General features: G+C 50.3%; 14 protein-coding genes. 12 read left to right on the forward strand and 2 right to left on the reverse strand.

What is annotated here, in order from left to right:
* Nucleotides 1-116 precede the first annotated feature (116 nt).
* Nucleotides 117-1,058 (reverse strand): helix-turn-helix transcriptional regulator, encoded by a 942-nt coding sequence (locus C7E00_RS14120; RefSeq protein WP_105304979.1) that lies wholly within the window; start codon nt 1,056-1,058, stop codon nt 117-119.
* A 72-nt stretch (nt 1,059-1,130) separates the two neighbouring features.
* Nucleotides 1,131-1,385 (reverse strand): helix-turn-helix domain-containing protein, encoded by a 255-nt coding sequence (locus C7E00_RS14125; protein WP_204378692.1) that lies wholly within the window; start codon nt 1,383-1,385, stop codon nt 1,131-1,133.
* A gap of 192 nt (nt 1,386-1,577) precedes the next feature.
* Between C7E00_RS14125 and C7E00_RS14130 the strand changes: the two genes are divergently transcribed.
* From C7E00_RS14130 to C7E00_RS14190, 12 genes are all read left to right on the forward strand, one after another.
* Nucleotides 1,578-1,931 carry a helix-turn-helix domain-containing protein gene (locus C7E00_RS14130; protein ID WP_105304980.1) on the forward strand — a complete coding sequence of 118 codons (354 nt, stop codon included), beginning with the start codon at nt 1,578-1,580 and terminating at the stop codon, nt 1,929-1,931.
* Complete coding sequence (locus C7E00_RS14135) at nt 1,928-3,250, forward strand: hypothetical protein (protein WP_105304981.1); 1,323 nt, start codon at nt 1,928-1,930, stop codon at nt 3,248-3,250. The genes C7E00_RS14130 and C7E00_RS14135 overlap by 4 nt, the downstream gene beginning before the upstream one ends.
* Complete coding sequence (locus tag C7E00_RS14140) at nt 3,247-3,576, forward strand: hypothetical protein (RefSeq protein ID WP_105304982.1); 330 nt, start codon at nt 3,247-3,249, stop codon at nt 3,574-3,576. The genes C7E00_RS14135 and C7E00_RS14140 overlap by 4 nt, the downstream gene beginning before the upstream one ends.
* Complete coding sequence (locus C7E00_RS14145; protein ID WP_105304983.1) at nt 3,551-4,081, forward strand: hypothetical protein; 531 nt, start codon at nt 3,551-3,553, stop codon at nt 4,079-4,081. The genes C7E00_RS14140 and C7E00_RS14145 overlap by 26 nt, the downstream gene beginning before the upstream one ends.
* A gap of 268 nt (nt 4,082-4,349) precedes the next feature.
* A complete protein-coding gene (locus C7E00_RS14150; protein WP_105304984.1) occupies nt 4,350-6,038 on the forward strand; it encodes a hypothetical protein in 1,689 nt (562 codons plus the stop codon).
* 10 nt (nt 6,039-6,048) lie between these two features.
* Complete coding sequence (locus tag C7E00_RS14160) at nt 6,049-7,260, forward strand: hypothetical protein (RefSeq protein ID WP_135358244.1); 1,212 nt, start codon at nt 6,049-6,051, stop codon at nt 7,258-7,260.
* Nucleotides 7,261-7,265: 5 nt separating this feature from the next.
* The gene (locus tag C7E00_RS14165) at nt 7,266-7,673 is read left to right on the forward strand and encodes an Imm70 family immunity protein (protein WP_105304987.1); all 408 of its coding nucleotides are present in this window, start codon (nt 7,266-7,268) and stop codon (nt 7,671-7,673) included.
* A gap of 155 nt (nt 7,674-7,828) precedes the next feature.
* Complete coding sequence (locus C7E00_RS14170) at nt 7,829-8,182, forward strand: hypothetical protein (RefSeq protein ID WP_105304988.1); 354 nt, start codon at nt 7,829-7,831, stop codon at nt 8,180-8,182.
* Nucleotides 8,179-9,525 carry an SAF domain-containing protein gene (locus C7E00_RS14175; protein ID WP_105304989.1) on the forward strand — a complete coding sequence of 449 codons (1,347 nt, stop codon included), beginning with the start codon at nt 8,179-8,181 and terminating at the stop codon, nt 9,523-9,525. The genes C7E00_RS14170 and C7E00_RS14175 overlap by 4 nt, the downstream gene beginning before the upstream one ends.
* Nucleotides 9,526-9,670: 145 nt before the next feature.
* Complete coding sequence (locus tag C7E00_RS14180) at nt 9,671-14,629, forward strand: SpaA isopeptide-forming pilin-related protein (protein ID WP_135358245.1); 4,959 nt, start codon at nt 9,671-9,673, stop codon at nt 14,627-14,629.
* Between the two features lies 1 nt (nt 14,630).
* Nucleotides 14,631-19,796, forward strand: coding sequence for a VaFE repeat-containing surface-anchored protein (locus C7E00_RS14185; protein ID WP_167836621.1), 5,166 nt, complete (start codon nt 14,631-14,633; stop codon nt 19,794-19,796).
* 165 nt (nt 19,797-19,961) lie between these two features.
* Entirely contained in the window at nt 19,962-23,738 is a 3,777-nt protein-coding gene (locus C7E00_RS14190) for a hypothetical protein (RefSeq protein ID WP_105304992.1), read from the forward strand.
* The last annotated feature ends 45 nt before the right edge of the window (nt 23,739-23,783 follow it).

Consider the following 23,783-nt stretch of genomic DNA (forward strand, 5'->3'; position numbering starts at 1 on the left):
ATAAGGAATAATCCTTTATGATCCTCACGATATTCCACTGAAAAGAAGAAAATCCTGGCCAGTATCAGACCCGGTCAGGATTCTTATCCAAAATTCTGTTTACAACCTCTACTTTGTCAGCAGCCTCGATTATGCATCTCTTTTCTGAGGTCCTCCGGATAGACGATTATGACTTCATCCAGAAAACGATAGCAGAACAAAATTGCTCCAATTCGCGTAACTCTGACTGTGAACTCAAAGTGGTTCTCATATGTCTGGTGAAGGGTTACGCTTCTCCCGAATTGATCGATTACGTAGTCAAGCATCCGATTACTGCATCTGAATGTCACATTGATTTTTTCGCCGGAAAACATGAACAGCTGGTTCCCTGCGTATTCAGCCGCATCTTCAAAATAGTCAAACTGTGAGCAGGAAATGTCTAGCATGCGTAGATTGATTATTCTGTCCATACGGTACTGCATGAACCCAGGATGGATTCCACCGGTCGCTACGAGATAAAATTCCGAGTTGGCGAATGTGATGTATCGAGGCTCCACGATGATCTGTGTAGAGTTGGCTTGATGCAGTTCCTTGTCTAATCGGTAATGACAGTAGTCGAATGTGACTTTTCGGTTTTTAGCAATTGCATTCATGAGCAGTTCAACCTGGGTAATGAAGTCCTTGTGGAGTGTTTTCTTTTCGTTGGAGCGGAAAATGTTCGTTCGCAGTTCACTTTTCTTGTAGCGACTTGTAAGCCGCATAAGTTTCTGAATCAGCTGTTCACTTTCCGGAATGCTGATGAATCCGAGACAGTGAATCATGGAGCAGAGCAGGATGATCTCCCCCTGATCAAGGAAGAAACGTTCGAGGTAGTATCCCCGTCGGTGCGAATCATAGACTACCGTGAAGCCGAACTCCTGAATGTCTCTGATGATTAGGCTGAATGTTTTGCGCTTGATGCTGATGCCATAATCCTCGAGAAGCCGCCGTTCGATCTCTCGGCGGGGCATGCAGTGGTCCTGATCTGTGTTTTCGATCAGGATGCTCACTATGGCAACCATTGTGCGTCGGTCGTGCATGAAATTTCCTCCCTTAACGAAAAAAACAGCCGGATCTTTTGATCGGCTGTTGGTCAAATGCGGATGAATCTGCTATCTATTTTTCTTTGCAGCTTTCTGAACGGAGTCGAGGTCGGAGGGATCAGGATGAAATTCCATGATATCCCCAGGCTGGCAGTTCAGTATTGCACAGAGCGTATTAATGGTTTTTGTGCTGATGTAATTCCCATGATGGATGCGGAAAAGCTGCGAGCGTGAGATCTGATAATTTTTAATCAGTGAATACTGGCTGATGCCGCGAATGCGCAGAAGTTCCCAGAGTTTGTCGTAGGTGATCATCAGTTTCATCGTATGGATAGACTCCGAATAAGGGTAGTTTCCATATATGGAGCATATAGAATTGGCAGGAATCTGGATGTGTTCCCTGCAGTACACATGTCTTCTGGATTAATAGCGTCAAGGAGAGAGAAGTCGCAGAAGGGGCCAGGAGGATCATACGACGGAACCTTTGAATTTAAAGCGATAAGTTAAGCTTGATTTATGAATGATACAGATTTCAGCATACTGCAGAAGGAAATCGGAGAACGAGTCAGTACGGAGCGTACGATACGGAAGATCAGCCAGGGAGTGCTTGCAGATGAGATTCATTATTCCAAATCACAGATCGGGAAAGTGGAACGCGGAGATTGCATGATCACGCTTGAGATGGCTGTTGACCTTGTCAGGTATTTTGACATCTCGCTGGACTATCTGATTCTCGGAAAGGAGGACAATGATTCTGAAGGAGTCATTCAGGCAGCATCGGACCGTCTGGATGAGCTCTACTCCGATCTCTCTTTCTACTTTGCCTGTCATCTCTTTAACCGGCGCAGACCGCGGAGAAAAAGGAAATGAAGCGCCAGGGGTTCAGGCGGAAATCCTATCCGTTTATCAAGGTATATCTTGACATCGTAAAGTGCGCAGAGTTTCAGAAGCTGCTGCAGATACCGGTTTATGGAATGCAGGCAGCTTATCTATATATCCGTCTTGCGCTGTACACCACTAATAACGGCGGAGTTCTGACGACAAGGATCGGAGAAGAAGAGATTGATTTATCAGCATCGGATCTTGTTCAAATCGTAAATGCGGCAGGAGCAGATCTTGCAACGGTAAACATGCTTGTAAGCTCTCTGAAGCAGTGCCACCTACTTTATCAGAATTCCTTCGGGCATCTTGCAGTCACCGGATTCTGCTATACCGGGGATCCTGCGGAGCCTTCTCTTCATAATGCGGAGCGGCCGGATGAAGTCGTGCGTCCTCTTGGCAACTGGATGGAAGCAATCGATCGGAGAGTGATTACTGCCGGCTTCAGGGAAAAAGCAATTGCTGGAGGTATCCTTTCGATCCCGGAGTATTCGGAATCAGAAGTGATGACTTATGGAGAAGTCGTGGAAGAGATCGGCTTACCGCGCAGAACAGTAATCGATCATATCCTGAAGCTTTCCAAGACAAATCCGGATGCAGTAATCACGGTGAACAGCCGGATCAAAAAATTTCGGAAATGCTACCTTGAGGAACTGAAGGCAACATTCGCCCAACTTGCGCCTAAAGCTTGCCGAAGTTCCGCCTATGCAGATGTTTCTAAGGAAAATGCCGAAAATATGCATGAATATGCGGCAAATGACATTCCGCCTAAGCTTGGCCCAAGTCCTGCCTATGCTCCGCCGAACGCACATAAGAATAAAAGAATGCAAGAAGAAACAGAGGATGATGAGGGTCTGGACACAGAATATCTCTACAGCATTGCATTGGATGTTCCGATGACTGCAGATGAGAAGGTGCTTCTAGAACGCTTGTTCAAAGGATACGGAAAAGACCGGGTGCTTGCTGGGATCAAGGCAATCCGCGCCTGGCGAAATAACCCGGGATACGATCCAGTGAATAATCCTGTGACAAGCATCGCCTATCTGAACACGGTTCTGAAGCGAACCAGGAGGTCTGCGGTTCCGATCATTGATGAAACAAGGGAGATCTCAGAACAAGCTTCAGAGCTTGCTGAGGATGCATGCTGCAGCAGAGAAGAACTGATTGCAATCTTTGAATCGCTGAAGCCGTACTGGTCAGATGAAGAGCTGACCGCTGCGGTCCGGGAATGCTGCACCCTTCAGAAAGAGATTACGAGAGAAAATATCGATAAATGCCTGCGCCACCCAGAAGGAGCGGGACGCACATGAGCAGAGCAGAACGGATCCGGTTTCAGAGAATTGCAAGACATTTCCATAATTACCAGCGGGAATTTCAGACATTAAAGGAACAGGAGGGGGAAGAGGAATGGAGGACGATGGCACTGCAGGCACTTGAAGAGAACATCACGCTGACAGAACACACTCTTGAGCTGATCCGTCAGAAGCATGGCGTGAAAGCGGAACAGATGACGCGTGACTGGCTGCTCGAGCACAAGACGCAGGCGGAAATTGCTGCAGAATCAGGCATCAGTGAACGCCATGTGCGGAGACTCCTGGAGGCATATCTCAATGATGCGCTTGGTGAAGATAAATGAGCAGAATGCGGTGGCAGTCGCCAGGAAGATGCTCGCCGCCTATCCATCGCTGAAGAAAGCACAGAAAAAATTCCGCGACCGAATCACGGCGGATGAGCTCAGACTTGCGGATTATCGATCGCCGTCATTTGAACGCATTGGAACATCCGGAGCAATCAGAGGTGGATTCTCACTCGTGAATCTGCAGCGGAAGGACGTCGACGAAGACTGCTGGAAATTCTGTGGGGATCTTCTTGCATGGGATAAGACATTGATTCACTCCATTCCGGAGACAGATGCCTGGATGGTGCCGTTGCTGTTGAAGATCTATTTTGGCGGTGCTGGAATGAAGCATGTAACCACGGAATATGGGATTGATTATCAGAGCTTTCGAGAAGCAGAATGGAAGGCTCTGTACCAAGCATTGTTTACAAATTGTGGAGAAAATGTGGAAAACTTCAACCAACTGAGAGATATTGCGATGAAACAAGGGACTATCGAATTAATTGAAGCACGGATTCACTAATACTAAGAGGAATAGTTCATAAAAATCTTTGAGGAATTTAATAATGGAGTATTGCTAAAATAGCCATTTTGATATCTGATTTTCTTTCTTTTGAATGTTGCAATACTTATTTCTTCAAAATAAACAAAGGATGTGTGGATTCCCCTTGAAAGGGTAATAAATTAACGAAATGCTTTCAGTATTAATATCAATAAAATATTAGTCATTTTGAGGGCTATAATTAAGACAGGTAGAAGTTAATACAACATGTATGAATGGGGGATAGTATATGTTAAAGAAAGCCTTTTTGGTAATTTGTATTACAACTGCTCTCTTTTTTTGCTCATTAGGTAATTTAGTACCTGCAAAGGCTGAAATGCCATCTTCCTCTATGCCGATCACTGGTTCTGTGTATGAATTTGATTCTCAGGATAGCAAATATGAGTATGGTTCTGAAGAACCATTAAAGAATCCTGAATCATCAGGATCATTGTCAATTTCTGGTATTTTTAAACTTTCGAGTAGGAGGAATGGTTTTCAAGCTTTTGAGGTCCAAGATGGAACCATTCAATTTTCATATTCTGGATCAGATAGTCTCTATTCTGATGATGCAGGTTGGAAAATATCTGATGATTCCTGTAAAAGTATTGACAGTATTACCTTGGATGATGAAATTGGAAGTGGAGTAGTACTTGTTGAAACCTCTGTTGATGGCAAAAAATGGGTGATTTCTTCTGAAGAAGAAGATGCTTTTTCGGAAGAAAGTAAAGTAAAAAAAGACAATTTCTACAGAACTGATGATGTTCAGCTTGCAAACGGACGTTATTATCGAGTGACAATTGCATTTCAAACAAGGCGCCAGACAGGGAAAAAGAACTTCTTAGTTCTTAATGAGTATGAATATAAAAAGCATATTGAAGTGTATCAATTCTATCTTCAATACAGCGAAAAGCGTGCTGCAACTGTAACAAAGATATCAGATGAGCCTTTTACTGTCTTTGAAGAAAGAATGGAATACGATCCGAAAAGCAGCTATACAAAATCAATCGATATTACGGCTTCAGACCCGCATTCCGGATGGAAAATAGGAAGGTTTATTATCAACGGCTATACTGCTGATAGTACGAATAAGGATGGAAACCGTGTTTTTTTAAAGACAGTCGGCGATAGTGTAACGATGTGGTTTCAACTTGATCAAGATATAAATAACCTGAATAATAATCCTCTTCTAACAATTGCAAATCAGAAGAAAAACAATGATCAAAATTTTGAAACACCTGTGATGGCTTTTAAGCATGGAATACTTTTGATTCGATTCACGGACACAACTGGTCATACAGGAGAGACTATTAAATATACAGATTTCCTAGCAGCAAATGGTACGAAAAATGCAAATACGAAAGTAGTTTTGAATGAAGAAGGCGCCTATGAGGTATCGCTTGATTATGAGATAGAAGACAAGCGAGAAAAAATTGGACCGGTGACAAAAACTAATCGTAGAGATTATGCTATTCGATTTTCTTTTGAAGTTCGGAACGGTAATAATCAGGTATTCCTATTTGACCTTTCTGGATCAGAATTGATGAATAAGTCTATTACGAAAAATGGATTCAGAGTTGATCTGGCTAATTCGAAATCTGTAGAGGTTTCCATAAAGAGATCTGTACTTAATAATTCAAGTAATGAATTAGACCAAAGATATGATAAACCGGTAAGCGATGGAGATGAATTTACAGAAGAAGGGCTCTATGAAATAACTATTCATAACAACTTTACTGATGCAGAAGACACAAAGGAAATCTATGTCGGAGACAACAAACTTATGAAAGCATTTATGGTTACGGGATATTCTATTAAAGACATCAAACAAATGATTAATGATGGCTGGACTATTAATGATGACGGAACTATGAATGAACCGGTTATGACTTCAGAGAATACATCGTTATGCACTGTTAGTGAACTAATTGGAGCATGAGGAGACTGCAATGAGAAGAATAATTGCAACTGTTTTATCTTTAGTTCTCCTAGTTTCCGGCTGCGGAACGAAGCAGGATTCCTCTTCGTCAGTAGCCACTTCGACTAGCCCTTTAGACGCATCAGCCGAAGCTACATCTTCTTTATCTTCACCAATTGCTGAAGGAGATACAAAAACTGTACTACCTTCAGATACTCCATACATGCCGGAAGAAGTTGTTTCCTTTGATGATCTTAATGATCCAAAACTTTTACAATATGTTCAAGATGGGATTTATTCAAATCTAGAAGACAGTCTTGGAAGTGAAGATTATGAGATAGAGAATATTAGCACCACATTTATTTCAAAAGAGTATCTCGATGAGATGGAGTTCAATTCGAGAAAGAATATATATTTTGGTTACACACTAGATGAACTCGAAGAGCAATTCCAAGGGAAGAAATATGTTTTTACACTTGGCAGCAATGGACAGACTGTTGTTGAAGTTTTAAACGAGTATGATGACACTTTTGAACAGGTTGTTAAAAATGTCGCAGTTGGAGCAGGTGTTATCCTTATTTGTGTAACTGTTTCTGCACTTACTGCAGGTGCAGGTGCGCCAGTTGTAAGCATGGTATTTGCTGCATCTGCTCAGACTGGAACGACAATTGCCCTTTCTTCTGCAGCAATGGGAGGGATTAGTGCTGGTATTGTTACTGCGCTTCAAACAAAAGATCCAGAACAAGCGTTGAAATCTGCTGCCTTAAATGCTAGCGAAGGATTCAAATGGGGCGCAATATTTGGAGCGGCTTCAGGGGGATTGTCAGAAGCTGTTTCACTTTATTCATCTGATATCCCAACAGCTAGGGAATCAGAGCTTCGAGCTTTAAAGAAATATGGAGGAGATGAGCAAAAAGCATTTAAGAATGGTGAAGAAGTTGCGAGAAATACGATAGATAGTACACGGCCAGACATCGTGAGAGAAGTCGGAGGCAAGCATGAAGCCATTGAGGTGAAAAATTATGATCTTGAAAGCAGAAATAGCGTGGCTGAACTATATGATGTATTGAGAAAAGAAATGAGTGCACGCATTAGTAATCTCCCAGAAGGGTATACTCAGCGCGTTGTGCTTGATATAAAGGGCAGAGGTTATTCCAACGAACTAGTGCAAGCTGTAATAGACGGAATTCAGGTAACTCTTGAGGATATTTATCCAAATATTCCAGTTTCCGTTATCGGGTAATAGTCATGAAAATTTATAGTGACGATAATAAAGTGGTTATTTTTACTTCAGATGAGAATCTAATTGCAATTTATTCAACTGTTCTGCTGAGATTGCCGGAAATTGTCCCTAGAGTCGAGGATGCTATGGACTTTTTACAATTTGGTAAATGTAATCCTGAAATGGCTGAAAAAATAAAAAGTCAGATTGCAGAGATAAACCGGGATTTTAAAACGCTGCCTGCAAGAAAAGCTATTTTAAATTACATGAAGCCCAAGAAAAAAGGGCCGTGGAGTGAACGGGAGATTGAAGAAAAATCATGTTCTGAATTGTTTACTGATAGTAATGGCAATGAATTACTTAAGCAACTTATTAATCTGCTTACATATTCTTCAGAACATAAAACTAGAATCAGAACATCAATGAATGAATAAAATATTGATTAAGGTCTTTTTTTCATAAATGTCCTGTTTTCCGTATTGTTTCAGCAAAACCTCATGATAAACTTAAAGTAGTTTCCTGTTGGGAACATACTCTCGGATATAGCGATCCCGTTTATGGATCGCTTTTTTGTTACAGGAGGAAGAAGATGAGACAGATCCGAAAGATGGAAGATCTATTAAGGACCATCAAGAAAAGCGAAGTTCCAAATACTATTTTTCTCATTTACGACCTAAAGGAATATCAGATCTTCGAAAAGTCCTGTAATTTCAAGAATGCTAAGAACCTGTTGAAGAAAGCGCAACTTACCAAGGATTGTCTTAATGCCGGCGACCTGATCAGAGGCGGAAGACTCTACGATGCAGTAAGAGATCTGGATCTTTCTTACTATGATTCCTTTGATTATCTCGGGCTTCATATTTATACAGCAGTTGTCCTTGCAGATGAAGACGTAAGAAAAGCGCTGCAGCGTTCTGAGCGTGCCATTCCGGAGGACGCATGAAGGAAACACAGCAGAATGCAGAGCTGAACACAAAAGCAGAAGCGGCTGATTCAGAAAAGCCGAATCTGGGACGCACTGAACGGCTGATTGCAGGAAAAACCTGCATCGGCCGCATCCGCAGAGCGAGGCTGAAGGATGGAACGCTTCTGAATGATGTTCCGGTGTATTACGGGAATGTGGTATTTCTGAAAGACAGATCCAGGTTTCACATGGAGCCGCAGACTTATCGGAAGATGCTGACCATCTTTCTTTCGGAGTCATCCCGCGGGAAACATTTCATGATCCCGAGCAGAGAGGAATCTGATGAAGCATGCAGAATGTGTCTCAGGGAAGAGGAACCGGAAGAACCATCTGCGGATTCTGAATCATCAGGCCAAACAGCACAGAAGCCTGAAGACCTGTCTCAGACCTTGGAGAACCCTGGTGCTCAGAGCTCTGAAGAATTCTCAGCGCCAGACCAAACGCAGTCAGAAGATCAGACATCAGGTTCTGATCCGAGTGCCTTCGAAGAGAGGAGCGTGGCAGAAAAAGGGACGGAAGCTGATCATTCCGACAGCCAGACAGTTGCGGGTCAAAATGTTTCTCCAATGGAGAACGGAGGTAATTCTGAGGCCAAAACTGCTGAAGATCAGCAGGAACAGGTTGCTTCTGTTAAGATCGATGGAGAATCGCAGAAGGAAACAGAATCTTCAGAAGAAGGCATGCATGCATATACTGTGGATTCCAGGATCCTGAAAATGTTCCGGAGGATGAAAGCCATGACTGTCATCTTCATGTTTTTTTCTGCAGTTCTTCTTCTGATCATCGCAGGTGTGATTCCAAATCCCCTGTTAGGAGTTCTGAACACTAACGTGAACGTGATCGTTCTTGCAAAAGATGTTTCAAAAGGAGAGGAGATCCGGGAAGCCGATCTGACCAGTGTTCTGATGCCGGTGGATCAGCTGGAAGGGATCAATGCTCCAGACACCGTGGATGCTTCAGGATCCCTCACTTCAGGGAGCGCAGTACTCTGGAGCAGCAGGAGCTCCGTCATCGGAAAGTATGCGTCTGCAGAGCTTCATGCAGGAGATGTCCTTCTTTCGTCAGACTGTGTTCTTTTGAGGAACAGCACGACGATGATGGAACTGAATGTGGATGGGAAGACGGTGTATATCCCTGCATCTGCTCTTGATCCGTCAAAGGCAGAGGTAAAGCTCTATGCAATCGTCACGTCTTCGGATTCAGAAAGCAGACAGAGCAGCTATGCCGTGGATCTTGGAACGCTTAAGCTGAGCGGAGAATCTCTGGAGGATATTCTGAATGCGGAGGGGAAATCGGTTCTCGAAACCATCCAGGGAAATTAGGCAGAGATCATTTCGCACTTACATTTGCAAAACATGCATGTATGATTCAGATCAGATACCAGAAGATTCAAGGCGGTCCGTTCCGGGAGACCGCTTTTTTCATAGCATGATTGACCCAGCACAGGAAAGGAACTGGAAGGAAAGCATGAGAAAGTCAAAGACATTACAGAAGGCTCTTGCGGCGGCGCTTACGATGCTGCTGGCTGCAGGAACCTGGCTTCCGGCCTCGGCGGAGGGGTCCGCAGGCACGCCGGATCCATCACCCTCCTCAGAAGTCACGGAAGAAACCGCATGGGCTTCATCAAGCTCGTCAGAAACCCCGGCGGCAGGCATCAGCAGCGCAGAGCCTGCGGGCGTCAGCGAAACGCCATCAGCCGGGAAAATGAATGAAACCGGAGAGGCTTCCGGCACTGCTTCAGAAGAAGAAACCGGACAAGCGCAGAACAGTTCGGAACCATCTTCCTCTGTCAGCCCTGACGCAGAAAACAGCGCAGGAAATTCAGGGAGCACGCCGGCATCGTCGCCTGAAGCATCTTCTTCTGCATCCGCTGAAGAAACCTCAGCTCCGACGGCCAGCGCAGACACGGAGCCTGTTACGCCGGAAGAAACCCCGGCAGAGACAGAGAACACCTCAGGTCTCTCCCTTGTCGTTCCGCAGGATGACGAAGCATATGCCGCAGCAGTCGCAGAGCTCGACGATGATCCTTCACTCAGGCTTACGGTTACGACCGGACAGGACCTTTCTTCCGTGCTGAATTTCGGGAAGGGAGTCTATTACTCCGGCACGTATCTCTTCGTCTTTGATTCGACAGAGGAACGTGAGAAAGCCGAAGCGGCAATCCAGGCGGCACTTGGATCCGATGGAAGAGTGCTGGAAGACGAAGTCATGGAGATCTGCGGGTATGGCAGTTCTCCTTCCATCTCCCATTCTTCAGAAGTCACCGGGCTTTCCACTGCTGCACTCAGCGATTCTGATGACGATTCGGTTCTTGTTGCCCTGATCGACACCGGCGTCCGGGCGGATCTTGCAGACATGTCCGTGAACTTTACTTCTGATCCGGATGAGGACGCAAACGGACACGGCACTGCGATGGCTGAGATCATTCATGGCACCGCGGGAGAGAAAGCCCGCATTCTTTCCATCAAGGCGTTCGGCGATGACGGCAGAGGCTCTCTTGCTTCCGTGACCGCCGCAGTCCGCTTTGCAAAGAATGCCGGCGCGGACATCATCAGCCTTTCTGCCTCCATCAAAGACTCCAAGCGTACGGAAGCGTTCAAGGAAGCGGTGACCTCCGCATGTGCAGACGGAATCATTGTCGTGGCGGCGGCAGGAAATGCAGGTGCAGATGCTTCGGAGTATGCCCCGGGAAATCTCGAATGCGTCGATACGGTCGGCGCAGCGTATCCGTTAAGCAATACAAATGCAGCTGCAGCAGCACCGTTCTCCAACTGGGGCGATGCAGTCGACTACTGGTATCTTGCTTCGTCCACTTCAGAAGCCGCCGCAACGGAAGCAGCAATCCTTGCAGCTGGCCTTGAAGATACGGGATGGGAAGACAGCGGAAACTGGTACCGCTATCGGACCGTACGCTATGCCGACGGGAGCCAGCATTCCGAAGAAGACACAGCGCTTTATGACTCCGGAGACTATGAGCAGTTCCTGACTGCCAAGCGCGTCAATCCGCCGGGATCAGGAAACATCGGCGTCAACCGCGTCGGACCGTATGATCCGGTAAGCGGAACCTATCCGAACTCGACGTTCTATTACAAGCCGACCGGAGAATCCGTCCGGTGTCTTGATCCGTCTCTGACCGCAGACTACGATGCGACGTACGTTCCGGACTACAGCACCAGCGTCAGCTATCGTTCCGAGACCTGGACTTATCCGGACAGCCGCTACAGCGGCACCGTAACGCAGCACACCGTCGCGCTGAACCCGTCGTCCACGGACCCTTATACGCCTGGCGAAACCTACACCTATGCAAACACGGACTCTTCGACGGATCTTTCGAAAGACGGCTACTACATCCGCAGCATCACCGTTTCTACCGGTGATCAGAGCGCGGTGAGCGCCTGGATCGAAGGGAACCGCGTCAAGGTGAAGATCCGTGCCGATGCCGAAGAGATGCCGGACGGGATTTCAATTGAGATTCAGACTGACCGCACGGCGATCGGATCCTGCCGCGTGAGCTTCCGCACCACGACGAAGACTGCCTCCAGGCTGAGCGCAGGGGCGGGCAACCAGCCGTTCTCTCTTCCGGGTTCCCTTTCAGGAGGAGATTCCACGGAAGAAGAAACCGGACGCGACTGCAGTGCGACGCATCTGTATTCCGGGGCAAAGCTCACCATGCAGGTGATCCGCGGAGGCGTGGATCATTTGAAGCAGGATGCAGATCGGATCCGCACTTCTCATCCTGGAAACGCACAGGGAAGCGCGACCCTTGCAGGGACGGAATACACGATCATCAACACCCGGAATCAGCAGCCTGTCGCAAGATTTACGACGGATGAAACCGGAAAGCCAGCGAAGCTTACCTGGCGGGCGGAAGGAACCGGAACAGCTCTCGACGGGAATCTATTGAAATGGGGAGATTACCTCATCACGGAAACGAAGGCGCCGGAAGGATATTTTCTGAATCCCGACTGGTCCTTTTATTTTGAGGTCCGGGAGGATCAGAGAATCTATCATGCTTCCCCAGACGGATCCGGAACCAACGGCGGCACGGTTCTTCAGCAGGTGATCCGCGGCGGCATCGAAGTGACGAAATATGACACGGAGCGCTATGTGTCTCCGACGGAAGAAGCGAGAAACACGCCGCAGGGCGATGCATCGCTTGCCGGTGCGGAGTTTGAAGTCATCAATGTCTCGGAAAAAGAGGTTCTGGTAAACGGCGTCTGGTATGCTCCGGGGAGCACCGTAATGACGCTGGTCACGGATGAGGCAGGTCATGCCGCAACATCCTCGGATGCTCTTCCATACGGGAAGTACAGGATTCATGAGACAAAGGCACCGGAAGGATATGTGCTGAATGCAGGCTGGGACGTCACGATTGCAGTGACGGAAAGCGGCAGGATCTATGATGCCGTGAACCTGTCGGGTGCAGGATACGTTCTGAAGAAGACGGAGGCGGAAGGAGAAACCGGCCATGACTATGTTTATGACCATGCGGAGAACGGAATGATTACCTCAGATTTCTTGCTCGATGATGTAGTCCGCGGCGGCGTGAAATTCCAGAAGCGCGATCGGGAAGCGGATTCCGAAGTCCCGCAGGGAGATGGAACGATGGAAGGCGCAGTCATCACGGTCTATAACGCATCTGATCATTCCGTCATGGTTCACGGAAGCTGGGTGAAGCCAGGTGAAGCCGCTCTGAATCTTGTGACGGATGCCGATGGATTCTGTTCGTCAGAGAGCGATGCACTTCCGTATGGAAGCTACTATGCGATCGAGACGCAGGCGCCCGTCGGGTATCTGATTAACCGCGCATGGCGCACAGAGTTTGAAATCCGGGAAGACGGAGTGATCCTCGATGAAACAGAAACTCTCCTGAAGGATCAGGTGATCCGCGGGGATGTCAGGGTCTATAAGTATGATCAGGAGCTGAACGCATCCGAAGCAATCGGCGGATCCATGCATGAAGCAAAGACTGCGAATCTGAACGGCATCGCATTTGACGTGACGAATGTTTCCCTGCATTCCGTGTTTGTCAGGGATGATGATGACACGCTGAAAGAGATTCCTTCCGGAAGCGTCGTGACGAGAATCTATACTTCCTATAATGATGCTCTTGGCGCCTATACCGCAGAAACCTCAGACGGATACCTTCCTTACGGTACCTATACGATCCAGGAAGTACCGGTTTCTGAATCCGGAACGGAAACGATCAAGATGAGCGAGCAGGAGAAGAAGACCTCCGCAAACGATGCGTATCTTCTTACCGACGGTACGCCCCGCACGTTCCAGATCGGAGAGCACAGCTACGGTCCGGTCACGCTGGATACGCAGACTGAAGAAGTAAACGGACTTATCACGGACTTCGGCAGTGCCGGAGTTCCGAAAGACGGCATTGAATTCAATACGGCGCTCTCGGATCGTGCAAGAAGTCTTCTTACCTATGTGACCTATGATCCTACCGACGGACATGCAGTGACCAATACCGTTTCGTTTGTGAAGCAGGACGGAACTTCTTCCGACACCGTGACGAATCCGATGAGCGATCTTTCCGAACGGAACGGCACTCTGATCCATAAGAGCGGAAACACGTATCTCGATGAGACGATGGTCTTCAAGAATGCGATCAAGCGGAATGATTTCCTGTTCAAGAAAAACAATGCATACACGTCCTCCGGCATCGAAACGCTCTGGGTGCTGAAGAATCAGACGACCGGCGAACGGCATGTGCTTTACACCTCAGTCAACGGAGAATTCAGCTCCACTGCGGAGCCGCATTCGAGAAATACGAATGCAAACGACCGGTATCTCGAACTGATCGATGCAGGAAAGACGATCAGCCTTTTTCCGAAAGCAGAGAACGAGGGAAAAGGCGAAGTGACGACGGATGCGGGCATCTGGTTCGGGCTTGGCGAAGACGGAAGCGAAGCGGCAGTGAATGATGATCTTGCTGCGCTTCCGTATGGAAATTACACGCTTTCCGAAGTATCCACGGATACCAATGAAGGAAAGACGCTCCAGCATGTGGAATTCCGGATCACGAAGGACTCCTCGATTGCAGAACCGGTGAACCTCGGAACGATCACCAACTACGGCATCGAGCTTCGCTCGAAAGCGCTGAATACGGCTACCGGGACAAGACTTGCCAAGGCCGACGGAAGCAACATCACGATCACGGATACCGTCTGGTATGACGGCGTGATTGAAACGGATCAGGACTATGTGCTGGTCGGGAAGCTTTATAACTCTGCATCCGGAGAATTCCTGAAGGACGCCTCCGGAAATGAGATCACCTCGGTCAGGGAAGTTCACATCACTTCCGGTTCCGGAAAGATCGAGGGTCAGACATTTGAAGTAAATACCGCAGATCTTTCCGGCGTGAAGCTGGTCGTTTATGAATATCTGTACCCGAAGGAAAGCTATGAGGGCTGAGATGAAAAAGACAATGAAGAGAATGAGATCCATGAAGCGCGGCCTTCAGGGGGTTCTGGCGCTTGCATCGCTGTTTCTGGGAGGGGAAGGAGCCGGGGTTCCGGCTTCTCTTATTACTGAGACCCATGCGGAAACGGCGGAAGAAGCGATGAAAGAAAAAGCGGATGAGCTGATCGGAAATACGAAGCTTTCCTGCGACGCAGCTGCCGCAAGAATTCTGGAAGCCGGCGGACTCCTGTATTATGCGGATGACTATGAGTCCTATCCGCTGGGAGATGATTATGCCGTTAAGGATGGAAAGGTCACGGTTTTAGACGGAAGCGAGCTTGCACTGGAAACCGGGGATGTGTTTGCATTCTACAGCGATGCGGCTTCCGAGCAGCCGGTGCATGTTTCGGTGTATACCGGAACGACCGCGAAGAACACGGATCCTGATACCCCGTGCATGAGCGGAAACTACAGCGGAAGCGCGCAGTATACCGCCTGTGCGCTTGGAACCGGAAGCAGCGCAAAGCGTGAAATCCGAAGATACCATGTATCGGAAACCGTCAGTGTTCCGCTGAGTTTTGAATCCTCCGGCAGCTCCGGTTCTCTGAAGCTGACCGCATCAGCGTCCCCGTCCTTTACGGCATCAAATCATGTGACGGACGGTGCCGTGAGCATCCGGAAGGAAGATGTGATTTCCGCACTTCCGGAAACGGATTACACAAACGCGGACTTCAGCAGAAGCAGAGCAGTGATTGAGCTTTCTGCTTCGGCTGCATATTACGATTCTGATGAGACAGACTATATCCATGCGTCCTCTGCAAAGGAAATGCCGTTCCGCACGCCGATCTTCGTTCATCTTTCGGTCAGCCATGGCGAGCAGTCGGAGTCCGGCTTCCGGGACTTCATCGCTTCTGCAGTTTCCGCTGCAGCAGAGATGGTTCCTGACGCCGTGAAGGAGCAGGCCGGGGAGCAGTACGTCAATTCCAATATCCGGATCACCGGCGTGAAGATCACCTATGAAACCGTGTCGGGATCCGAGAGCTCTTCCGCAAGAAGGCGCACGATCCGCACGCATCTGCAGACGGATGCGGGGATCACGGAGAAGGAGCAGGTGCTGGACACGGATACCATGATCGAGGTTCCTGAGGGTCTTTCCGACGGGACCTTTTTTGACGGCTGGTATCTCGATGATGCATACACGCAGTCCTTCAGCGGTCTTGTCAGTGAGGCGCTTTCCGATCCGACGGACTTCTATGGCCAGGTTCTGACAGACGATGGGAAGAAGGCGGAAGTCACCGTGAAGGTTCAGAGAGACTCTTCTCTGAAAGAACCAATCGAAGGCGTATCCCTGACTCTGACCAGAAAGGGAAGCAGCGAGATCCTGCAGTCTGCAGTGAGTGATGAGAACGGAACAGCAGTATTCTCCGGTCTTTCCCGCGGGAACTATCTGGTTCAGGAAGTCTCTCTTCCATCTTCTGACGGCGTGAATTACGGCACCCGTCTGCAGAGTGCAGAGGTGAGCTTTGCCTCCGGAGAGGGAACCACGTTTGATGTCACGTTCTCCCATAAGATCGTCAAGAAGATCCAGGCCACCTTTGATTCCCAGGGAGGAACGCCGGATTCCTATCCGGTTCAGACCACTTCGGAGGGAGGATACCTGGAACCGGTCGTAGATCCGGTAAAGGACGGCTATGTATTTGACGGCTGGTATTACGGAACCATGTCTGAAGACGGAACTGTGACCCCTGGAGAAAAAGCAGATCTCAGCAGGGCAGTCGAAGCAGACTCTGACTTCACGCTGTATGCGGGATGGAAGGAAGCCGCAAACGCGATGGTCCGCGTAAGCTTTACAGATGCAGACGAGGATCCGCAGGATCTATCTTCCTACAGCTTCCGCGTGAAGGTGTACCAGGGGCAGACTGCAGTTCTGAAGAATGAAGACGGGAAGAGCCTTTCCGAACTTCTTTTAGAGCTGTATCAGCAGGGCTATATCCGTAAGAATCCCGCAGAAGCAGTTCCGGCATCGGTATCCTATGACGGAGATACTGCACCGGAAGATATCATGATCGTACTGGATCATGGCGTGCAGGCTTCCGAGACTTCAGAAGCTTCTTCGACCTCCGTCACGCGCACGATTCACTTTGTCAAAGAAGACGGATCGAAGGTGACAGAGGATGTCATTCAGATCGGTCAGAAGGAAACGACTGCGTCTTCAACCGCGGTGGATCTTGTGACCGGAAAGACTGTCACGACGGAGCCGAAGACCTCCGTGAAGTTCGGATGGCCCTCTTACACCGTTCCTTCGATTGCAGGATATACTGCAGATCCGTCCGTGGTCTCGGCAGTGAATGCGGCGGAGGTCTCTGCAGATGCATTTACGGATCAGGAAGTAACCGTAACATATCGGAAGAATCCGGAAGGAAAGGAAGTCACGATTACCATCACCGGAAAGAGCGAGACCGTAACCTATGACGGAGAGGAACATGTGCTGGAAGGCTATACGATTGCGGCAGATGATCCTTCCTTCTCCACGGATCAGATCGTATATTCCGGAACAGGATCGATCAGAGGAACCGATGGAGGCATCTATCTGCAGGGGCTGAAGGCTTCTGAATTTCACTGCACTGCACCGGGTGTTTCGGCAAAGATCGTCGTGACGGATGGAAAGCTCACGATTGAGCGGAAGGAAGTCACCGTGACTGCGGAAGATGCAGTGAAGCAGATCGGAGAAGCCGATCCGGTATTTACCGCAAAAGTCGATGGAACGCTCGGAGATGATACCGTGACTTACCGCCTCTACCGTGGAAAAGGAGAAACCGTCGGCGCACATCGGATCTTCGTGACCGGTGCAATGATCCAGGGAAACTATCTGGTCAGTTACAGGTCCGGTTTCCTGCAGATTCAGGGAAAGGGAACGCCGGAGCCTTCGGCTTCACCAAGTGCCGTTCCGAGCGAATCTCCGGAGCCGAGCGTTCGTCCGTATGTCGCATGGCATACCAACCCGGAGGATGAGGATCAGACCATCACGTTCCCAGGCATCCGGACAAAGGCTTCCGATGTCACGGACCGTGCATCAGAAGAGGATCAGGAAGCTTATTACTATGTGAGCGATCAGGTAAGCTACAGCGGCCTCAAGGTCGGAGCATCCTATACGATGACCGGAACGCTCATGGATAAAGCTACCGGGGAAAAGCTTGAAGGCGCGGAACCGGTATCAAGGAGATTCCAGGCAAAGACGGAATCCGGAAGCGTCACGCTGACGTTCCGCGTTCCGAAGGATCTTCTCAAGGGAAAGACCATGGTCGTCTTTGAATCCTGCACGCAGGGAGAAGAAGTGATTGCGGTTCATGAAGACCTGAATGATCAGGATCAGACGGTCTCCTATGCCGACCGCAGCCTGCATACCACAGCGCTGAGTTCATCCGGTGGAAAGAATCTGAACGTGAATCCGGATCCGTCCGCAGACCACACCGTCACGATCGTGGATACCGTGGCTTACACCGGCCTTGTGCCGAACAGAACCTATACGCTCAAAGGATCCGTCCATGAAAAGGCAAACGGAGCTGATGCAGGCGTTCTGAGTTCCGGCAGCATTCCGGTCACCAGTGAAGTGACCTTCACTCCGTCAGAACCGGACGGCAGCGTGGAGATGCGCTTTACGTTTGATGGATCGATGCTTCAGGATGGCGAAAAGCTCGTCGTATTTGAAGAGCTATCGGAAGGAGAGAAGACGATTCTCACGCATGCGGACATCAATGATGAAGGCCAGACCGTTACGGTCAGCGTCCATCGCTCCAGCCCGCAGATTGAAACCTCCGCCACCGGATCAGACGGCGAGAGCAAGGAGATCCGCACTTCCGCAAAGGCAGAGATCGTGGATACGGTTTCGTATCTGGATCTTGAAGCCGGAAAGGAATATGAACTGAAGGGAGAGCTGCATCTCGTGAATCCGGATGGAACGGACGGAGGAATCATTGCCGAAAGCTCCATGAAGTTTACTCCGGAATCCGAAGAAGGAAGCGTCCGGATGATCTTCAGCAATGTCGATGTTTCCGCGCTGGAAGGAAGATCCCTCGTCGTGTTTGAGGACCTGTTCCTTGACGGCACCAGAGTGACGTCTCATGCGGATCTTTCCGATCAGGGTCAGACCGTAACCGTCGTTCCGACAGTTCCGGAGCTGCGTACTGCGGCAGGCGGGGAAAACGGAAAGACCGTAGCTGCTTCCTCCAGCGTAAAATTGACAGATGTCGTTTCCTGGAGCGGACTCATCGAAGGAAAGGAATATGAGCTGAAAGGAACGCTGCATCTTGTCAGTGCGGATGGAACAAAGGATGAAGGCGTGATTGCAGAAGCAGAGATGCGCTTTACGCCGGACGGAGTTTCCGGAGAAGAGCGGATGGAATTCACCGTCGATACTTCAAAGCTTGCCGGGCGGTCGCTTGTGGTATTTGAGGATCTGTATCTTGATGACGCGCATGTCACCTCGCATGCAGATCTTTCGGATGAAGGTCAGACCGTGAAGGTAGAAGAAACGCCGGGTCCTACTCCGACGCCGACCTCCACACCGAGTCCGACCCCGTCCGTGACGCCAGCGCCGACTCCTTCGTCCACTCCTTCCTCGACTCCGACACCGACCCCGGAAACGGAGACGCCGGATCTTCATACGACTGCATACAACGGGAAGGACGGCTATGACACGATCCGCCCGAAGGAAGAGACGACGTCCGTGATCAAGGATACGGTCTATTACCGCAATCTCACTCCGGGAAAGCAGTACACGGTTTCCGGAACACTGCATCTGAAGAATGGCGGCGGATGGGATGACGGACCGCTCAAGAATAACGGCGCACCGGTGACTGCTTCTCTTGTCTTTACGCCGGCGGCAAAGAACGGCGAAGTGACGCTGACCTTCACGTTCCCGACAGCGTTAGTGAAGGATGAGACGGAGATCGTGGCGTTTGAGACTCTGAGTGCAGATGGAACGGAGATTGTGTCCCATGCCGACATCAGCGATGAGAATCAGACGATCTATGTTTCTTCCACCCGGAAGCGCAGACGCAGAATCCGCTGGATCGTCACGGATGCCGGAAAGGATCTGGTCGTCTATGGATCCCTCGGTGCAGCTGCACTTGCGGCGTTTGTGATCCTGGTGAAGAAACTCAGCAGAAAAGCCGAATAGAACCGGACAGCCATGGAGGTCCCTCTTCCGATCATCGGAAGAAGCTTCCATGGCTTCTTTTGCGGTTCTTCCGAGATCGCATTTCTCATTTTTAAGTAAATTTAGCATTGCAATAATTACCTTTTTGAGGTATACAGGAAGTGTGAAAGTTGAGGAAAAACAATCATGACTAGCAGCAGATCATTACAGAAGGCATCCGCCGCGCTACTGAGCGTGACGGTTGCCGGATGCGGCTTCTTCACGAATCGAAGCTCTGTGGCATCCGAAACAGGTGCTTCTTCGTCCCCGACCGGAGAACCTTCGATTCAGGCATCAGCGTCTCCTTCTTCTTCCCCGGCGGAAAAGGATTCAGCGGCAGGGAAGAGTGAACCGGAAAATTCAGAATCTTCCGATTCCCAGAATCCGATGAGCACATCAGGATCTTCGGCGGCAGGCGTTTCAAAAGGCGCCGCTGTCAGAACGATGCAGGCGGAGGCAGCAGATCCGCTTGCAGAGATCCAGGCAAAATGTGCGGAGACCTGGGGAACATGGGTGAATGGAACCGGATGCGTCTGGACTCCGGCATCCACTGCTTCTGATACCGGATCCTCTTCCGGCTCCAAACAGGAAAGTCTCAGTCCCTGGGAGATCGAACGCAACCGGCTGAACAATGAAGTGCTGAAAGCGGCATCGCTGGTCGCTTCTGCAAAAGCGGAGCTTGCCGATGCGGAAGCTGCTTATGAAGCGGCAAAGACCAGGCTTCAGGAAGCGACAGGTTCCCTTCTGAATGACGATCAGGTGATCGAGGCCGCAAGAATGCATGCCGGCGAGAAAGCTGCCGCGCTGGAACTTGCAGAGCAGAACCTTTCCAATGCGCAACAGGCTTACACCGATGCAGTCAATGAAGCGGCAGGAGTTTACAGCCTTGCAGAGGCAGGCGCGGATGCGGAACGGAAAGCTGCAGCGGAGCAGGCGGAGAAAGAGTTCGCGTCCGCAAAGGCATCTGCAGAAGCGGAATATGATGCTTCGATCACGGCGGCAGAAAACCTTCATGACGCAGCACTTGCCGCGGCGGAGGAAGCAAGAACCAGCACGGATGCAGCCACGGATGCGGTTTATCAGGCAAAGCTATCTGATGCGAAGAAGATCTATGACGATTCGGTTGCAGAAGCAAGGGAAGCTCATGATGCGAGAATCCAGGCAGCGCAGGAGAGCTATGATGCCGCGGTCGCACAAGCAGAAACAGCTTATGAGAAAGCAGTCGCAGAAGCAGAATCCGATCCGGAATATCTCGCTGCCGCAGCGTCTCTCAAGGCGGCGGTGGAACAGACGCAGAGCGCACAGGCAGAAAAGCAGGCGGCGGATGACGCTCTTTCAGAAGCAGTAAATGCATTTGCCGATGCGCAGGCGGTTCAGAAGCAGAAAGATGATGCCCTGCAGAAAGCAAAGACTGCTTCGGAAACTGCAGCCGCCGCAGCAAAGGCCGCCGAGCAGGCACTTCAGGACGCGGAAGCAGAACTTTCTTCTGCAAGAGAAAACGACGCCGCTGCTCAGAAAGCGGTGAGCGATGCACAGACGGCGTTAAGCACGGCCAAGCGCGTTCAGGCATCCGCAGAAGCGGACGTCCAGAATGCGGAAGCAGAAAAGGAAAACGCAGATCAGCAGATCCGCAACGCCAATGCAGCACTTGAAGCAGCGAAAGTCCGTGCCGCATCCGCACAGGCAGTGATTGACCAGGGCATCATGGGATTCTATGAGACTCAGAAGGAATCCGATCCGACCGGCTATGCCTATGCAAAGGCAGTGCTCGACTATGCGTCTTCTGCAAGTGTTCAGACCGGTGCAAGAACGAGCCAGGGCGGGGAAGGTGATGCGACAAGCCTTGCAAACATCGAAAAGGCAATCCGTTACATGGAGGAAAGCAATGAACTCCGCTCCCAGGATTCCAATCGCACGGATCTTTCGGAACTCTGCACGACAATGCGCATGATGGCGCTGGCGGAGGCAAATGCCAATGCGACAGCTTACTACAGCACGCACTGGCAGCTAGCAGACTATGAGGAATCCCTTGCCGGTCAGGCAGACAGCAGAGTCAGCGGAAATTCTGGAGATTCCTACTGGCAGACCAGCGAGAACTGGGCAGGCGGCTATTCTGAGGTAAGCACAGATGTGAAGAACCTTGAGGACCTGGACCCGTTCAATGGATGGTATGAGGATGAGAAAGCGATCTATGACTATCGGAAGGCGCATCCGGATGCGACGGATCAGGAAACCGCAGACGCGCTCGGACTCTCGCTTGGCGAAGTGCAGGGAGGAACCGGACACTACACGAATCTGATCAGCACGTCCGCGAAGGTGACCGGTGCCGCGGTCAATGATGAACGCAGCCAGAGCACCGTGCAGGAGTTTGACTCCCGGACTGCACCCGGCGAAAAAGTATATACAGTGGCGGAATACAAGGAGATGTTCCTTGCCTACTACACCCAGGTGCAGAAGGACCTCGCTGATGCAGAAGCGCTTGTGGCGGAAAAGCAGGCGGCGCTCGATGAACTGACGGCGGCCAAGAGCGGCGCGCTGAATGCGGATGGAACGGCATATGACGGCATCGGCCTTACCGCGGCACAGTATCAGGCGATCGTCGACGCTCAGAAGGAGCTGAGGGATGCAGAGGTATCCGTGGCGGAGAAGAATTCCATCCTTGCGGACGCAAACCTCGATGCGGAAAAGACCGGTGCACTGGTAACGGCTGCGGAGACAGCAGTCACGAGTGCAGAGAACGAGGAAGCGGCAAAGCGGACGGAAGCAGAAGCCAAGGCAGCCGCGCTTGCAGAAGCGGAAGCTCAGAAGACCACGGCAGATCAGAACGTGAACACTGGGGCTGAAACCGTGCTTGATCGGACGGATGATGCAGACGATGCGGCGTCCGCACTCTTAAGTGCGGAAGAGACGCAGAAGGAAGCCGAGGACATGATGGAGACCGAGCAGGAGGCCGCAGACGCAAAGAGTGCAGATGAAAAGGAAGCACTGGATGAAGCGAAAAACAGCACAATCGTTCAGGATACCACGAGAAAAGCCGATGCGGACTATGCGGCAGAGGAAGCGGAAGCGGCTGGGATCCGGCAGGATTCGGAAGATGCGGCATCTGCAGAGAAAGCGGCGGCAGAACAGGCGTCTGCAGAGAAATACAATCAGGCAAAGACCGATGCGGACAGCACGCTTCAAGCTTCCAGCAATGAGGCTGCAGAGACGCGCGATCAGAAGATCTCTGACGCGGAAGGCGTGAAGCAGGATGCAGAGGCATCGGCTGATGCGGAGTACACGAAGAAGGTCGAAGACGCAAAGGCAGAGCAGAATGCATCCGATGCGGCTGCGGAAAAGAAGCTGGCGGAAGCACGGAAGACGGCGGACCAGGCAGAACAGGAGCTTGCAGATGCCGAAGCACTGAACAAGGAGATCCAGGACACTTCGGAGAACCTCGAGAAGAAAACGGAAGCTGCAGATCAGGCGGACCAGAATCTTTCCGAGAAGGAGACCGATCTTGACCGGTTTCTGAATCCGGAGAAGTATGCGGAGAAGGAAACCTCTGATAAGACAGAGAGCACGCAGACGGAAGAAGCGAAAACGGAAAGCGGAAGCACGGAAGCAGGAAACATCAGCACCGAGGGCTCCGCATCCGGGGCAGGGAATTCTGAAACCTCCGCTGCTCAGAATGCATCATCGGGAAGCAGCATGACAGGAGGCAGTGCAGCTGGCGGGAGCAGTGAGGAAGAGAGCGGAAAGACCGCCGCATCCATGAGCATGTCGGCTTTAGAAGGCGGGGCATCCGCTTCCGGCTCGAGCGCCGCGGTGTCGCTGATGCGTGCGGCATGGACGCGGAAGCTGCCAATGATCCTGCTGGACCCGGATGGAAACGAGCTCTTTCCAGGCGCAGACGGACAGTTCCACCTGCCGCAGGACAGCTGAACCTGCATCCTCCCATGAGGCTCCTCGCTGTCCCTGGATGCATGC

Origin of the sequence: Anaerolactibacter massiliensis (assembly GCF_900290205.1) — a bacterium.
GTDB lineage: Bacteria > Bacillota_I > Bacilli_A > Erysipelotrichales > Erysipelotrichaceae > Bulleidia > Bulleidia intestinalis.